Source organism: Bradyrhizobium sp. Kon10 (assembly GCF_055807395.1).
The window spans coordinates 302342-318149 of sequence record NZ_JBVVOZ010000005.1 but is presented as its reverse complement, the minus strand read 5'-3'; the positions used below and the strand labels follow the sequence as shown (position 1 = coordinate 318149).

At 62.4% G+C, this 15808-nt stretch carries 15 protein-coding genes and 1 pseudogene; 9 read left to right on the top strand and 7 right to left on the bottom strand.

The features are described from left to right. Nucleotides 1-122 precede the first annotated feature (122 nt). The 6 genes and pseudogenes from AC0L2O_RS10875 to AC0L2O_RS10850 all read right to left on the bottom strand — a co-directional run bounded on the left by AC0L2O_RS10875 (nt 123) and on the right by AC0L2O_RS10850 (nt 4083). A complete protein-coding gene (locus tag AC0L2O_RS10875) occupies nt 123-374 on the bottom strand; it encodes a hypothetical protein (RefSeq protein WP_473369713.1) in 252 nt (83 codons plus the stop codon). A gap of 407 nt (nt 375-781) precedes the next feature. Continuing rightward, the gene (locus AC0L2O_RS10870) at nt 782-994 is read right to left on the bottom strand and encodes a hypothetical protein (RefSeq protein WP_473369712.1); all 213 of its coding nucleotides are present in this window, start codon (nt 992-994) and stop codon (nt 782-784) included. 2 nt (nt 995-996) lie between these two features. Next, entirely contained in the window at nt 997-1356 is a 360-nt protein-coding gene (locus AC0L2O_RS10865) for a hypothetical protein (RefSeq protein ID WP_473369711.1), read from the bottom strand. Between the two features lie 126 nt (nt 1357-1482). Further along, a pseudogene (locus AC0L2O_RS10860) lies at nt 1483-1750 on the bottom strand (hypothetical protein). Between the two features lie 967 nt (nt 1751-2717). Continuing rightward, entirely contained in the window at nt 2718-2996 is a 279-nt protein-coding gene (locus AC0L2O_RS10855; protein ID WP_409188714.1) for a hypothetical protein, read from the bottom strand. Nucleotides 2997-3006: 10 nt separating this feature from the next. Then, nucleotides 3007-4083 carry an acyltransferase family protein gene (locus AC0L2O_RS10850; protein ID WP_473369710.1) on the bottom strand — a complete coding sequence of 359 codons (1077 nt, stop codon included), beginning with the start codon at nt 4081-4083 and terminating at the stop codon, nt 3007-3009. Between the two features lie 490 nt (nt 4084-4573). Between AC0L2O_RS10850 and AC0L2O_RS10845 the strand changes: the two genes are divergently transcribed. The 4 genes from AC0L2O_RS10845 to AC0L2O_RS10830 all read left to right on the top strand — a co-directional run bounded on the left by AC0L2O_RS10845 (nt 4574) and on the right by AC0L2O_RS10830 (nt 8832). Beyond that, nucleotides 4574-6016, top strand: a complete 1443-nt coding sequence (locus tag AC0L2O_RS10845) for an O-antigen ligase family protein (RefSeq protein WP_473369709.1) — start codon at nt 4574-4576, stop codon at nt 6014-6016. Nucleotides 6017-6373: 357 nt separating this feature from the next. Continuing rightward, nucleotides 6374-6565, top strand: coding sequence for a hypothetical protein (locus AC0L2O_RS10840; RefSeq protein ID WP_409192879.1), 192 nt, complete (start codon nt 6374-6376; stop codon nt 6563-6565). A gap of 252 nt (nt 6566-6817) precedes the next feature. Then, nucleotides 6818-7105, top strand: a complete 288-nt coding sequence (locus AC0L2O_RS10835) for a hypothetical protein (protein WP_473369708.1) — start codon at nt 6818-6820, stop codon at nt 7103-7105. A 788-nt stretch (nt 7106-7893) separates the two neighbouring features. Continuing rightward, complete coding sequence (locus tag AC0L2O_RS10830) at nt 7894-8832, top strand: septal ring lytic transglycosylase RlpA family protein (protein ID WP_473369707.1); 939 nt, start codon at nt 7894-7896, stop codon at nt 8830-8832. Nucleotides 8833-8836: 4 nt separating this feature from the next. Here AC0L2O_RS10830 and AC0L2O_RS10825 read toward each other — a convergent pair whose 3' ends face one another. Next, the gene (locus tag AC0L2O_RS10825) at nt 8837-9793 is read right to left on the bottom strand and encodes an alpha/beta fold hydrolase (protein WP_473369706.1); all 957 of its coding nucleotides are present in this window, start codon (nt 9791-9793) and stop codon (nt 8837-8839) included. A gap of 153 nt (nt 9794-9946) precedes the next feature. Here AC0L2O_RS10825 and AC0L2O_RS10820 point away from each other — a divergent pair, with 153 nt between their 5' ends. The 5 genes from AC0L2O_RS10820 to AC0L2O_RS10800 all read left to right on the top strand — a co-directional run bounded on the left by AC0L2O_RS10820 (nt 9947) and on the right by AC0L2O_RS10800 (nt 15797). After that, nucleotides 9947-11209 carry a D-alanyl-D-alanine carboxypeptidase family protein gene (locus AC0L2O_RS10820; protein ID WP_473369705.1) on the top strand — a complete coding sequence of 421 codons (1263 nt, stop codon included), beginning with the start codon at nt 9947-9949 and terminating at the stop codon, nt 11207-11209. Nucleotides 11210-11211: 2 nt separating this feature from the next. Continuing rightward, a complete protein-coding gene (tmk, locus tag AC0L2O_RS10815; RefSeq protein ID WP_473369704.1) occupies nt 11212-11898 on the top strand; it encodes a dTMP kinase in 687 nt (228 codons plus the stop codon). Further along, complete coding sequence (locus AC0L2O_RS10810; RefSeq protein WP_473369703.1) at nt 11895-12941, top strand: DNA polymerase III subunit delta'; 1047 nt, start codon at nt 11895-11897, stop codon at nt 12939-12941. The genes tmk and AC0L2O_RS10810 overlap by 4 nt, the downstream gene beginning before the upstream one ends. Before the next feature lie 86 nt (nt 12942-13027). Continuing rightward, nucleotides 13028-15007 (top strand): methionine--tRNA ligase, encoded by a 1980-nt coding sequence (metG, locus tag AC0L2O_RS10805; RefSeq protein ID WP_473369702.1) that lies wholly within the window; start codon nt 13028-13030, stop codon nt 15005-15007. Between the two features lie 13 nt (nt 15008-15020). Further along, complete coding sequence (locus tag AC0L2O_RS10800; protein WP_473369701.1) at nt 15021-15797, top strand: TatD family hydrolase; 777 nt, start codon at nt 15021-15023, stop codon at nt 15795-15797. The last annotated feature ends 11 nt before the right edge of the window (nt 15798-15808 follow it).

The following is a 15808-nucleotide window of genomic DNA, read 5'->3' as shown; positions in this document are numbered from 1 at the left end:
CTGTGGACCTTATCCCGGGGTCCCGATTGGATGCCGATCACCCCGAAAACGGGGTCCTTATTCCATGCCGAAACACAGACCGCCACCTGCGCTCAGTGCGTTAGCTAAAGCGCGGGACCAGTTCATCCGCAGCGGTGATTGTGCGTATGGAGCGTCGTGCGATCGCCGGTCAGCTTCTGCACACAGTCATCGATCGCGTCGATAAGCTCGTGGGCCGGTTCGTTCGCCTTCTTTCCGAACATCAGATAGCGCCGAAGCCGCTCTAGCTCGACTAGATCCGCTTTGACGGCTTCCGCCCGCGCAAGCTCTCGGCGCTTCCGTTCCTGCTCGTCACGGTAGGCTCTTGCAGCCGCACGGTTCTCTGCCTTCGTCATGACGCCATCGAGACGCGGTGCCGGCGAGAGTCAAATTGTCGATTACTGGTGGCTCAGAACGCGCGCGAGCTACTGATTGTCGTGGGCTGGCCCGAGCGGCTATGACGCGAGTTTCCTCTGATGTACCCTCCGCACGAACGGAGCTTGATTCGTCATGCTGGAAGCCGTTCTCATGTTGCTAGGGATTGGCGCCGTGGCCCTCCTGCTGGTCGCGTTCTGGGGATTGCACAGACACGTATGAGGCCGTTGCTAGAATCGCCTTATGCTGGGTCAGCCAAACCTCACGGGGGAAGCGGGGAATGGTTAGGCCCGGCGCGCGCCTCACCGGACAAGCGCGCACCGGGCCGCGATTTCTTAATTCATCAAAGGGCCACGTGTTCACACTGGCGGCCCTAGCACAGTCATGGTCACACCGGGATCTCCGATTTCGGCCTAGGATGAACGCGAGCATCGACCAACACCTCCGTGATCGCGTCCCGCAGAATGTCGCGATCAAGAATGCGGATGAGCCGGTCGACCGTCGCTACCGCATCGCTCTCGTAGGTGAGATAGTCGGCCAGCGCCATCATGGCGAGGTCATAGCTCTGTTCGATCTTCTCGGCGGGGGTCAGCTGGGCCATACTCAAGCAGCTCCGCGTAGGGGCAGCGCCAGTTGGACAGCAAAGGGGCGGCTGGCATTCGCTTCGATGAAGGCGCGCAGGGCCGGCGCCATCTCGCCGTCTCCCTTGTCGCGCTCGGCCAGCTCGTCCGCTACCTCGCCGGTCGCGTCGCGAGACCAGCCCTCGACTGCATTGAATGCGACGATGCGGACCGGATAGGTGTATTGGCCAGACAGCAGGTCGCGGATGATCGTTTCGAAATCGGTGTCCTGCTCGTCGGTCTCCCGCCAGGCGCAGCCCGCGCGGGCGCCGAAATCTTCCAATTCCAAATAGATCTCGCGATCGAGGCGATCCATCGGCACGATCGAGGGCGAGGCACGCATACGCTTACTCCGGACAGGGACGGCCGGCCCCGGCTTCAGGGAGGCTTTTGGGGTAGGCCGGGGCCGCTCCGCCAACTCTCGTGGCGAGCCGGCGCGGACTCAAGTGAATTATGCGCGGCCCGTTCCCTAGCGCGTCAATAGATTCTCGCCGACCTTTAGCAGCCGCACGTACGTGCCGCTCTCATGCAGCTCCAGCCAACCCTTCTCGACGGCGCACCTGATGCCGGCGCCGAACTCTGTGCCGCTTCCCTTAAGCGTGTAGAGGAAGGGATAGTTGATCTTCTCGATATGGATTCTGCCGTCCTGTACCGCCTCGATACCGGAAGCCAGCTGAACGAGCTGGCGGGCGGCGACTTCCGGATCGGCAAAACGGGCGTTCGGTGACGAGTTTCATTGCGGGAATCAAAACCTAAAGCCCATGCTTGATGATGTAGCTCGCCCGGGAATGTCATGCCAATTCGGGACGATATTCACAGATCCTGCGGCGCCGCATGCCGAGCAGACCAGGCGCAAGCCGATACGCGACCACGGCTGATCCTGCGGAAGCGCGTGAGCCGCAAGTCAACCATGCGATTGCAGCTGCCGTTCAGGCATTCGACGTGCAGGTGAGGTGGCCGTCAGCCAGCCATTCAGCTGGGCTGCGGGGCGGATAGTGGCCCGCCCATTTTGTGTATCGACGGAGAGAGGGCATGCCGCATCAAAGCGGCACCGCAAGTACCACGCAAATTGTCGATTCCTGCCGACACCCCCGCGGTAGATATCGCGTCGTGGGTGTCGGCGCGGTTTGCAAGCGGAGCCTGCAATGCGAAATGGGGTGAGGCTTGGCTGTCTGATCAGCCGCACAAGTCACAAGAAGGGCTGCGCTGCTTACCCCGCGCTTACTTGGCGCTTTTTACGTAACGAAAGAAAAATGCTTAGCAATGGTGAGCGCGCTGGGGCTCGAACCCAGGACCCCGTGATTAAAAGTGATGTGCTCAACTAGAATTCCTGTATTCCTGTCAAAACTGCACGTCGAGCAGCAGACCGCGCCCCGTGCGAAGTAGGCCGCGTGACATCCGCACGGCCGTTTCCAAGGAAAAGGTTGGCGCGGACCCGAGCCGCGTTCGTGGGCGAAAAACTACGGTCGTGAGCCCTTGGAAATGACCGTTGCAAGGACCGTAGTTATTGCCGCGCAGCTCACGGAAAAAGACGACAAATCAACGAAGTTGACGGGACACCCCTTCCGCCAGGACAACGTCTCTTACGTGGCTGAGCGACGCACGTCCGATCCGCGCGCACCTCACCTCAACCCCGAGTGCCCGCTGGCTGAAGCATCTCGCGCCGCGATATCGACTAGGCTGGACCAGTGTCGGCGTTTTGCCTCAATCGTCCCGGTAGTAGCGTCGGCGGTACTGGTCCCTGTAGGCTCGACGCGGTTCATAGTACCCGTATGAGTCCCGATACCGCGGATACTGGCGCGCGGCCTGATATTGCGGCGGGATCACGCCGTTCGGGTAACAGCGACCGTAAACGTCGATGTCATAGCCGTAGCTGCACGGCCCTTCACGGACCTGGACCAAATTCGGCGTTTCGTTCTGCACCGCCGGCGCGGTCATCCCGAGTTGGAGGGCCAGCGCTGCAGCAGCTGCTCCGAGGATCATGGATCTTCTCCTAGACTTCTTTGTAGGTGCTAAACGCCGCAACACCGCGCCTGGTTTCGCCCACGGAGGCCGGATTTTGAACGGGAAGGCGCTCCGGCCCCCTGGTCGCAACGATCTGGTTCCCAAGTCGGATCATGGGCCGCTCGATCAGGCGATAAGTCTGAACTGACAGCCAAATGCAAACGGCCGCATAAGCGAAACGCAGGGGCTCGGCTGTCCAGGCCGGCGGCAATCGAGTCCTCTCGAATAAAGCAACAGCGATCCAGATCAGGATGAAGTGCAACAAATAGAGCGAATAGGAGGCGTCGCCGAGCTTGGCCAGCCATTTCAACGGCGGATGGTCCCAACGCCATCGCGCGTTGATCAATCCCGAAACGAGAAGAAACCCTCCGGCCGAGCCTGAAAATGAAACCTGCTCAACCGCGACGCAGTAATAGCCGAACAATCCGGCGCCGATCAGAAGCAGCGGTGGGATGAAAGAGAGCGGCTTCCGGAGCAAGTAGGCGAGTACGCCAGCAAGAAAATCTGCATTGATTGTTGAGACGAGGTGCAGGGTAAAGAAGTCCGGAGGGCTGGTGATAGACCACCTGACGAGACCGAGCAGAACCGCAGCAAGTCCCCACACTCCGAGAAACGGCACGACCAGAACTGCGAGCAAATAGAACATCACCTCGTATTCGAGCGACCACGTCACCGGGTAGAACGGTTGACCGTCCTGGGGAAGCAGCGTCAGCGAGTAGGCGACGTGAGGGAAGTTGTAGAGCACGCCGGGCATCGCGACGCCCGCGAGCTTCAGGACGATAGTCAGGAGAATGACGGCTAAATAAACCGGATAAACTCTGAAAACGCGTTTGATCAAAAATGGGCGCGGTGAAAATTCAGGTTTGTCACAGACCGAGCTGATGACAAATCCGCTGATCGCGAAGAAGAAATTGACGCCGAGGTAGCCGTGCTCACTGAGACCAGGAATGCGAAAAACATAGTCCTGGGGCCACCCGTTGAGCAGCATGTATGAATGGAAGTACGCGACCGATAGCGCCGCCAGTGCTCTCCCGGCTTGCAGACCCTGCAGCTTGTTCGGTTCCATGCGGGCGCTCTCGACATGAGTGGTCCCGTCTAGGACTCGGGAGAAGGTCGAACGTTCCCGCGCGCCCAGGTGCCCCGAAAGGGGATGGTTGCCCGTTGAATCATGGTGGGATGGAGGCGGAGCGTGAGAGCGCCTTCAGTTGCTCGGCCTCGCTCGCCAGCCGATTTCCTGATGCGGGATCGCTGCTTTGATATCAACGTCTCTGCCGGCCGACTGGCGCCAAGCTGTAACTCCGAAGCACAAGGTCAGCGTCAGCGCAGCCACGAGTAGCACCAATGCTAGACGCACGCTACGTGTGGTGGCAGCAGAAAAGAAAATAGATCATATCTGAGGGTAGTGAATTGGGCCGGGGGGCCATTGTTTGTCTTATTCAATGCTGCGCACGATCGCGACGTGGCCGCGGTCGCGCTTTTGGCTTCTCTGCGTTGACTGGTACCCGGCGCTCGCGGCAGCTGCATTGCCATGGTCGACAACGGCCGTCGAGATCTTGTTGGCCATCTGGCTGGTTGTTTTGGTTCCCACGGTCGACCCGATCGAACTGAAAAGATCTTTCGTTCGACCGGAAAGTTTTTTACCGGCGGTCCTATTCGCGCTCGCGGTGGTTGGACTGTCGTGGACCGATGTCGATCGAACCGGCATGGCGCAGGGGCTTGGCCCCGTCGTTAAGTTCGCCGCTCTCCCTTTGCTGATTTACCATTTTCAACGTTCGCCGCGTGGAGAATGGACTTTCATCGCATTTCTTCTCTCGTGTTCGGCGCTTATGGTTCTCTCTTGGATCGTCTACCTTGCACCCAACCTGAAGATTGGCGCGGCAGAGGTCCCAGGCGTCCCAGTCAGAAATTACATCGATCAAACCCAAGAATTTGCGCTTTGCATTTTCGCGCTACTACCTCTTCTCGCGAATTCACTGAGGAAACGCCGAGCGGTGGCTGTCCTTGGTTACACCGTCTTGTTGATGGGATTCGCCGAGAATTTGGCAACCGTTGTGGTGGGGCGCACAGCGCTCCTTTACTTCCCGGTCCTGATACTTCTTTTCGTTTGGAGATACCTCAATCGCTATACCGCCACGTTGTTTTTGTGTGGCCTAATCTGCTTGACGATAGCGAGTTTCTCGACCTCGACAAGCTTGCGTCAGCGCGTCGAACTGTCGATCAGAGATTACGAAGTCGAGCGCCACACTGATTTGGCGACGTCGCAAGGACTGCGGTTTTTCTATTGGCGCACGTCCCTCCAAGCGATAATGCAAGCGCCGATTTTTGGGCACGGAACCGGTTCAACCAAAACGATCTTTGCGAATGCCGCGAAGGGCAAAGAGGGTGAATGGGCCAATACGGTGCGCAATCCCCACAACCAGACCCTCTACGTGGCTGTCCAATGGGGACTTGTAGGCACTCTCCTGCTGTTCGCAATGTGGTGTGCTCATGTCTTACTCTTCTTGGGTAAATCCTTCGCCCACTGGCTTGGTCTGATTGTCGTAACTCAAAATATCTTGAGCAGTCTGGTCAACTCCCACCTTTTTGATTTTAACGAGGGGTGGCTGTACGTCCTCGGCGTGGGCGTCGCTGGCGGCGCCATCAAGAACGCTTCGAAAGCTGCGGCATTGTCGGCGTATCGTGCACCGACGGATCATCAGCCCCGATTGAGCATGCCTGCTTTGAGGGCGGGTGATGCCAGTCGTTACTTCGATCGCGTGCTATTCACGGAATGGCTTCAGAGAGCCAGTCGATCCATCGAGACCGTGATCGGCGTCTCGGTCATATTCGTGATCTCGGCCTCGAACATCTATTGGAGATGGGCCAATGATTGGATTGCTGTCGCGTTGGCGCTTGGCGCTGGCTGGTGCGCGACGGCAGCGGTCCGGTATCTGTTCAAGAGGCGTGCGCACCGCGAGATGAGAAGGCAATACGGTCAGGACTGGTATCCTGAGACCTGATCGTCGCTAGCTGCGACCAGCATCGCCGGACTGCCTTCCGCCAGACGATCGCCAGATACAGTGTCGGCGGGTAGCTCAGTGACTGCTTTGGCCGGAGTGCCCGGAGCGGATCAGCAACTTGTCCTAGCAGGCAGCGTAGCGACGCTCCCGATGGACCTGCCGATGATAGGATCATGCTCCTGTTTTGCCCGACGGGTCAAACGGGATTGGCAGACGCGTAAGTCATTGATCCTACAGGTCCCGGCTACTGTGCATGGGGTTGTTTTTCACTTTTTTGTCGAGAGCGGTCGGTCAGTTCCGTACGCCCGTTCGGGTGCATGGTGTGGAACTCATTGGACGCGGCTGCGTTGGATCGGCATGACTGAAGACCTTTCATTCCGACGCAAACCCTTGACCCCTGAACAGCGCCAGGCGCGCGATGCTTCCCGTCGCATCGAGGCGGAGAAGGCCATGCGTGACCATGAGGCTGCGCAGAAGGCGCTCTATGCCAACAGAGAAAGGTTGAGAGCCGAGCGGCTCGCGCGCGAAGCGGCCGCGAACAAAGGCTGATCCCACACCGTTTACGCGGCGCTCAGGGCGATCTTGGCGCGGTGAGCGCGGTCAGGGTTTGGTGGTCGTCTCACGCTCAGCCGACATGCGGCGTCCGATGATCGAGATGATCGAGGTGAAAGCTCGTCCCATGTAGCCCGGCAAGATGGCCGCCGGAAGACGTGATCCTGCTCACGGCGCCAGGGGATCGCGCCGTCCTGTGCTATCCTGTCGAAGGTCGTCGCGAGAGCGGCCCGGATCGGAGGCCGACCTGTGTTCTGCAATATCCCCGGCAAGGCGCTCGGCGCGATCGCGATCCTGATCGCGATCTTCGGCGCCGGCATCACGGACGTCTCCGCGCTGCCGCTGACGCCGTTTCGCGACGAGGCGCAGGCGCAGCGGCATTGCCCGGTCGACAAGGTGGTGTGGCTGGATTTCAGGAAAGGCGTCTATTACGCCAAGGGACAGAAGCGCTATCGCCAGGGCTTTGACGGCAGCTTCGTCTGCCTGAATGAGGCCCGCGACAGCCTCTATCGCCGCTCGCTGTTGGGTTTGCGCTGAACGGCGCGTATCTCAGCTTCAGAGGGGGCTCGGCTATTTCTGGTTCGGCAGCTTCACCGGCGGGAGCGCGACAATCCCGGACGGGACGCATGCTGCGTCGCGGCTTGGCAGGGGGAAGCGTGTCGGAGGATTAGCCGAAGGCCAGGGCCACGAGGCTCGAGCAGAGCAGGACCAATCCGCCTGCGGTCAATGCCAGGAAGCCATCGGATACGAGATCATGGTTACGCATGGGACACCTGCTACTCTCGTCTGCGATGCTCGATCGGATCGATTAAAATTGTCCGAACGTGCCGTCATGAAGAGGTGGTGCAATGTCGTCCGCGCGAGTGCTTCAGGCCCTCGTGCGGTAGCCTTCAAACGCATGGGCCAGGAAGATCCCAGCGCTTACCAGACCCATCAGTGCCGAAACCGTCTCGATCATCGTTAAATTCCAATCCCGCCCCTGCACGCGAGAAAACGCGGGCAGCCTTGCACAGTCAAAAGAATTCCAGTGCAGCCTCAGACAATGGGGGTGGAGTGAGGATTTGGCGCAACAGCTTGTTCAAGCGTGACACAGACACGGCCGCCGCGAGGCTCCCATGCTCCGTAGATTGACGGGGGAGGGCGCGCATTTCGTTTACCATCTCGGCGCGAACGTTGTGGGCTCCCCATTTCCGCCGTGTTCGGGTTGCGATATCGTCACGACTTCCGGCGCGGTGGTGGGCCGCCCCGGAGCTTGAGGACCGGACGACGCTCCCCGTAGCCAAAGCGGGTTGGGCTCATCTCCGGCGAAATGGTATTTGGGGCGAATGGGGATCCGACGATCAGATTCGGTGGTGCGGGCCGCACGTAGCGTTGCTGCGGTGGCCGCCTGCCTCGCGCTCGCCAATTGCGCCTCGTCGGGCAAATTCGCCAGCCGCGTCGACCCGAAATACGGCGTGTCCTCGAGCCCCCGGGTCGTGGCCTGGGGCGACCCGGTCCCCAAGGGCGGCGGCACCTACCGCGTCGGCAAGCCCTATGTGGTTGCCGGGCGGACCTACGTGCCGGAGGAGGACGTCAACTACCGCGCCGAGGGCCTGGCGTCCTGGTACGGCGACGATTTCCACGGCCGCCAGACTGCTAATGGCGAAGTGTTCGATATGGGCTCGCTGACGGCGGCGCATCCGACCTTGCCGATGCCGTGTTATGCGCGGGTGACCAACCTCTCGAACGGCATGTCGCTGATCGTCCGGGTCAATGACCGCGGCCCCTATCACGGCAACCGGCTCATCGACGTCTCGAACAAGGCCGCTGAACTCCTTGAATTCAAAGGCAATGGTGTCGCCAGGGTCCGCGTCGAATATGTCGGCCGGGCGCCGCTGGAAGGCTCCGACGACCGCCAGCTGATGGCCACCTTGCGCAGCGGCGTTCCGGCGCCGTCGCCCTCGATGGTCCGGGTCGCCTCGGCGAGGCCGTTTGTGCCGGAGCTGCCCTCATCGACCCGCGGTGCCATACGTGGCGACGTTCCGACGCCGGAGGGGCGTCCCTACAATCTCGGCAACACCTCGGCAGATCTCGCCTCGATCAACGCGACGTCGGAGATGTCAGCCTCGAGCCGCAGCCGGGGCCGGGCGCTCCAGAACGCCCGCGCGGTGTCCTATGACGAGGATGGCCGTTACACCGCCGACAACGGCCCGACCTCGGCCTCTTTCTCCGACAGCGGCGCAGCCGAGGCCCGCGGCATCCTGAGCGGGCGCGGCCTGTATTAGACGGTTACCGTGCCGCGGCTTCGCGCAGGAAGCTGATCAGTGCCGCGTTGACCTCGTCGGGCCGCTCCTGCTGCACCCAATGCCCGGCGCCCTCGATGATCAGCTTTCGCGTGAGGTTGGGCAGCACGCGCTCCAGCTCGTTGACACGCTTGGCGCCGATCAGGCCGGTGATGACGGCATCCCGCGAACCGGCGATGAAAAGCGAAGGCTGGTGGATCTGCGCGTCCTGCCAGGGCGCGGTCAGCTCCCAATTGCGATCGATGTTGCGATACCAGTTCAACCCGCCGCGGAAGCCGGATTTGCGGAAGGCCTCGGTGAAATAGGCCAGATCAACCTCGCTCAGCCACGCCGGCAACGGGTCCTCGGAGGTGGCATGGCCGAGAAAGCCCTTGCCCTCCTGCACGAACATCGCCGCGGTCGGATCGGCAAGTCCACGGCCGCCGAGCACGATGCGCATGGTGCGGGCCACGTCGCGCTCGAGTTCGGCCTCGGCGACGCCAGGAGTCTGGAAATACTGCCAGTAGAAATTGGTGATGCCGCCCTGACGTAATAGCTCGAGCGGCTTGCCGCGACCGCGGAACGGCGGGGGCACGCTCAGGCCCGCGACAGCCGTGAAGATATCGGGACGGAACAGTGCCGCATGCCACGCGACCGGCGCGCCCCAGTCGTGGCCGACCACGATCGCCTTGGTCTCGCCGAGCGCCTGGACGAGGCCGACGACGTCGCCGACGGTGTCGAAGATCGAGTAGGCGGCGGCGTCAGTTGGCGCCGAGCTTTGGCCGTAGCCGCGCATGTCGGGAGCGACGACGTGAAATCCGGCGGCCGCGAGCGCCGGGATCTGGTGTCGCCAGGAATAGGAAAGTTCCGGCCAGCCATGGCACAGCACAACCAGCGGTCCATGGCCTGCCTCGCGGATGAAGAGGTCGATCCCGTTGGCCTTGATGACGCGGGTGGAGGACATCGCTTTTCCGCCTTGTTTCAGAGGTTTGGTCGCGAAACATCAGGTGCCACGATAGGGGCGTGACGCGAATCGTGCAATCTCGAGAGCAAGCAGCCATCCTCGTGTTGTTCGCTCCGGTTCCAGCTGTTAGAACGCCGCTCTCAGGGCTTGGCCATGGCATTTCGTCTCACTTCGCTGCGTCTCACCCGGTTCACGGCCGGAGCGTTGATGCGCGGACTCGTTGCCGGGGTGCTGGTCGCAAGCGTCGGTTGGAGCGGGGTGCTCTATGCCGCCAACCAGAGCGTCCAGGGCGCCAAGAAGACCGAAGACGCCGGCTTTGACGGCGACGCCCCTACCGCGATCCTGATCGAGGCCTCCAGCGGCAGCGTCCTGTTCGAGAAAAACGCCGACGAGCTGCGCGCGCCCTCCAGCATGATGAAGCTCGTGACCGCGGAAGTCGTGTTCAATGCGATCAGGAAGGGCGACGTCAAGCTGACGGACGAATACCGGATCAGCGAGAATGCCTGGCGCAAGGGCGGCGCCCCGTCCGGCGGCTCGACCATGTTCGCGGCCATCAATAGCAAGGTCTCGGTCGACGACCTCCTGCACGGCGCGATCATCCAGAGCGGTAACGATGCCTGCATCGCGCTTGCCGAAGGCATCGCCGGCAGCGAGCGGATTTTCGCTGCCGATTTCATGACCAAGCGCGCCCGCGAACTCGGCTTGACCAAGTCGACCTTCGCCAACTCCAACGGCTTGCCTGACCCCGGCAACAAGATGACGGTGCGCGAGCTCGGCATTCTCGCGCGTCACATCATCCTGGACTTCCCCGAATTCTACAAACTGTTCGGCGAGAAGGAGTTCACCTGGAACAAGATCCGCCAGCCCAACCGCAATCCGCTGCTCAATTCGTTGGAAGGCGCCGATGGTCTCAAGACCGGCTACACCAAGGAAGGCGGCTACGGCATGGTCGGCTCGGCCGTGCAAAACGGCACGCGGCTGATCGTCGTCGTCAACGGGTTGGAAGACCCTGAGGACCGCGCCACGGAAGCCAAGAAGATGCTGGAATGGGGCTTTCGCAATTTCGAGACCCGCACGCTGATCGCCGCCGACCAGCCGGTCGGCTACGCCAAGGTATTCGGGGGCGAGAGCCGATCGGTGAAGCTGGTTGCCAAGACGCCGGTGAAGGTGATGGTGCACAAGAGCGGCGGCGACAAGCTGATTGCGCGCGTCGTCTATAGCGGTCCGGTGCACGCGCCGGTCGAGGCCGGCCAGCAGGTCGGCGTGGTGCGGGTCTGGCGCGGCGGTAACATCGCGGTGGAGACGCCAGTCTATGCGGCTGAAGCGATCGGCACCGGCTCGACCGTCCGCCGTGCGATCGACGGCGCCAGCGAGCTCGCGATCGGCATGTTCCGCGCAGGCGCCGAGAAGCTCTGATCATGAGTGAGAGCGCAGAACAGCGGCCGTCCGGACGCGGACGCTTCATCACCTTTGAAGGCGGCGAGGGGACGGGCAAGTCGACCCAGATCAAGAAGCTCGCAGACCGCCTCCATGCGGCCAAGCTGCGCACCCTGGTCACACGCGAGCCGGGCGGCTCGCCGGGCGCCGAGATCATGCGCCATCTGGTGCTCTCGGGTATGGGCAAGCTGCTCGGCCCCGAGGCCGAGACGCTGCTGTTTGCCGCCGCCCGCGACGACCATGTCCGTACTCTGATCGAGCCCGCGCTCAATCGGGGCATATGGGTGCTGTGCGACCGTTTCGCCGACTCGACGCGAGCCTACCAGGGCAGCCTCGGCAGCGTGCCGGCCGCGCTCATCAATGCGATGCAGCGGGTCACGATCGGCGATCTCAAGCCGGACCTCACCATCATCCTCGACCTGCCGGTCGAGATCGGCTTGCAGCGCGCCGCCGCGCGGCGCGGCAGCGGCGCGCCTGACCGGTTCGAAGGCGAGAACCTGCGGTTTCACCAAGGCCTGCGCGAAGCCTATCGCAAGATCGCGGCGGACGAGCCCGCGCGCTGCGTGCTGGTCGATGCCAATTCCGACCCCGAGACCGTCGCGGGACGGATCTGGACCGCGTTGCACGAACGCCTGCTTCCCACGCCGGCATCGGTGGTTTCAGCATGAGCCCGCGTCAGGTCGAGCGCGAGAGCGCCATTCCGCACCCGCGCGAGACGAGCCTGCTGTTCGGCCATCGCGAGGCAGAGACGGCGCTGCTGGCAGCCTATCGCAGCGGGCGCATCCCGCATGCCTGGCTGATCGGTGGACCGCAGGGGATCGGCAAGGCGACGCTGGCCTATCGCATGGCGCGTTTCGTGCTCGCTCACGCCCAACCACTGGCGCCTTCCGTGCAACGCGCCGAAAATCTCGCGATCGATCCCAACCACGCCGTGGCGCGGCAAGTCGCGGCCAGCTCGCATGGCGGGCTGCTGACGCTGGAGCGCACCGCGAACGACCGTGGCGTGATGCGCACCGTGATCACGGTGGACGAGACGCGCGAGACCATCTCGTTCTTCGGCTCAACCGCTTCGGCCGAAGGCTGGCGTGTCTGCATCGTCGATACCGTCGACGAGCTCAACCCCAATGCGGCGAATGCGCTCCTGAAGATCTTGGAGGAGCCGCCGCTGCAATCTCTGTTTCTGTTGGTGAGCCATGCGCCGGCGCGCGTGCTGGCCACGATCCAATCGCGCTGCCGCAAGCTGCGCCTGCGGCCGCTCGCGACCGAACAGGTGATCGACGCTGCCGCCTCGGCCGCCGGTCTCGCTCGAACCGACCTGGCACTGCGCGAAGCGGCGGAGGCCTCCGAGGGCAGCGTCGCGCGCGCGCTGACGCTGCTCGGCGGCGATGCGCTCAAGCTGCAACAGCGGACGGCGGCGTTGCTGGCGCGCCTGCCGCAGGTCGATCCACGTGAATTGCACACGCTCGGCGATTCGCTCGGCAGCAGTGACCGCGTCGCGCTTGCGGCCTTCATCGACGGCATCGACCGCTGGATTGCGGAACGCCTGCATGCGGACGAGGCCAATGCCAACCAGAACCTGCCGCGCCTTGCGCGCCTTGCGGAGGTATGGGAAAAGATCGTCCGCGCCGCGCGCGACACCGAAACCTACAATCTGGAGCGAAAGCCCCTGGTTTTCTCGGTGTTCGGCTGGCTGGCGGACGCAACGCGCTAGAGCATGATCCGGAAAAGTGTGCAGCGGATTTCCGAGGATCATGACGTTCGTTTCCAAATTTTGAGAAGCCGGCAAAGGAATTCGTGGTGGCATCGCGAGCTAAGAAAACCGTCAAGCGCAAGAGCGGCAGGAAGACTGCGAAGAAGCCAGTGAAAAAGGCTGCGAAGGCGCGTGCGTCTAAGGCGACCAACAAGGCCAAGAAAAAAGCCAAAAGAGCGGCCTCCAAAAAACGCGTGACGAAGGCGACAAAGACAGCCGGCAAGAAGGCTGCGAAAAAACGGCTCGGCGCCAAGAAATCATCAAAAACCAAGAAGGCATCGACGAAGAAGGCGGCCAGGACGCCGGCCAAGGCACCTTCGGAGAACACCGCGCCAGCGAAGAAGATAGCCAAAAAAGCGACGGCAATTGCGCCGGCTGCGGCGCCAGTTCCTGTCATTGCTCCGGCGAAAGCCCTCAAGCCGAAGGCGCCGCGCGCGCCGAAGAGTGCTGCCCCGAAGGCTACAGCGCCCGTAGCGGCAGCTGCGCGCGACAACGTTTTCTACATTACGACCGCGATCGCCTATCCCAACGGCAGTCCACATATCGGCCACGCCTATGAGGCGATCGCGACCGACGTGCTGGCGCGCTTTGCGCGGCTCGACGGCAAGGACGTGTTCTTCCTGACTGGCACCGACGAGCACGGGTTGAAGATGATCCAGACCGCGCAGAACGAGGGTCTCACCCCATCCGCGCTCGCCGCCCGCAATGCCGGCCGTTTCAGGGAGATGGACGAGCGTCTGAACGTGTCGTTCGACCGCTTCATCCGCACCACTGAAGAGCAGCATCACCGCTCGAGCCAGGAAATCTGGCGCCGCATGGCTGCGAACGGCGACATCTATACCGACATCTATTCCGGCTGGTACTCGGTGCGCGACGAGGCGTATTACGCCGAGGATGAAACGCGCCTGAACGACGACGGTGTTCGTCTCGGGCCGCAGGGCACGCCGGTCGAGTGGGTCGAGGAGAAGAGCTACTTCTTCCGCCTGTCGGCCTATCAAGACAAACTGCTCAAGCTCTACGAGGCGCAGCCCGATTTCATTGGCCCTGACTCGCGCAAGAACGAGGTGGTAAGCTTCGTACGAGGCGGGCTGCGCGACCTCTCGATCTCGCGCACGACGTTCGACTGGGGCGTCAAGGTACCCGGCGACGAAGAGCACGTGATGTATGTCTGGGTCGACGCACTGACCAACTACATCACCGGCGTCGGCTTCCCCGAGGAGGGCGACAAAAACTGGCGCTATTGGCCAGCCGACGTGCACATCATCGGCAAGGACATCATCCGCTTCCACGCCGTGTACTGGCCGGCATTCCTGATGTCGGCCGGCATTGCCCTGCCGAAACGGGTCTATGCCCACGGCTTCCTGTTCAGCAGGGGCGAGAAGATGTCGAAATCGGTCGGCAACGTCGTCGACCCCTTCAATCTCGCCGACCAGTATGGCGTCGACCAGATGCGCTATTTCTTTCTGCGCGAAGTGCCGTTCGGCCAGGACGGCAACTACAATCACGAAGCCATCGTCGCGCGCATCAATGCGGATCTCGCCAACGACCTCGGTAACCTCGCGCAGCGCTCGCTGTCGATGATCGCAAAACAATTCGGCGGCGTGCTGCCGGAGCCGGGCGAATTCAGCGACAACGACAAGGCGATCCTGGCGCAGGCCGACGGCATGATCGCAGCCAGCCGCCAGGCGATGGCGACGCAGCAGATCCATCACTGGCTCAATACCGTGTGGGCCGTGGTCGCGGAAGCCAACCGCTACTTTGCGGGCGAGGCGCCGTGGGCGCTCGCCAAGACCGATCCGGCACGCCAGAAGACGGTGCTCTATGTCACTGCCGAAGTCGTGCGCCAGGTCGCGATCCTGGCCCAGCCGGCGATGCCGACCGCGTCGGGATTGCTACTCGACAGCCTCGGTGTCCCCGAGGCCGAGCGCAACTTCGCCATGCTTGGCGGCGCCAAGCGCATCATGCCGGGCTCGACGCTTCCGGCGCCGACACCGGCGTTCCCGCGCTACATCGAGCCGGCGGCCTAGAGGCGTTCCCACGATGCTGGTCGACAGTCACTGCCATCTGGATTTTCCGGACTTTGCCGAAGATCTCGACGGCATCATATCGCGCGCCCGCGCGGCCGGCGTCGGCCGCATGGTCACGATCTCGACCAGGGTGCGCCGGCTCAACGACCTCATCGCGATCGCTGAACGATACGAGGACGTCTATTGCTCGGTCGGCACCCATCCGCACAATGCGGATGAGGAGGACGGCATCGCACCAGACGAGCTGATCGCGCTGACGCAGCATCCGAAAGTCGTGGCGCTCGGCGAAGCCGGGCTCGACTATTTCTACGATGACGGCTCGCCCGAGGCACAGGCGAGGGGCTTTCGCGCCCACATTGCCGCGGCCCGCGCGACCGGTCTGCCGCTCGTGATCCACACCCGCGAGGCCGATGAGGATTGCGCCCGCATCCTGGAAGAGGAAGCCGCGAAGGGATCGTTTCGCGCCGTGCTGCATTGTTACACGGGTGGGCGCGAGCTGGCGCTGAAGGCGGTGTCGCTTGGGCACTACATCGGATTCACGGGCATCCTGACCTTCAAGAAGTCGGAGGCGCTGCGTTCGCTTGCGGCCGAACTGCCGTCCGATCGCATTATGGTCGAAACGGATTCTCCATATCTTGCGCCCGGCAAGTTTCGCGGCAAACGCAACGAGCCGGCTTATGTCGTCGAGGTCGCAAAGGTGCTGGCCGAGAGCCGCGGCGTGTCGGTCGAGGAGATCTCGCGCGAAACCACCGAAAACTTCTTCCGCCTGTTCTCGAAGGTGAAAGCCTGAATTGGGAGCCG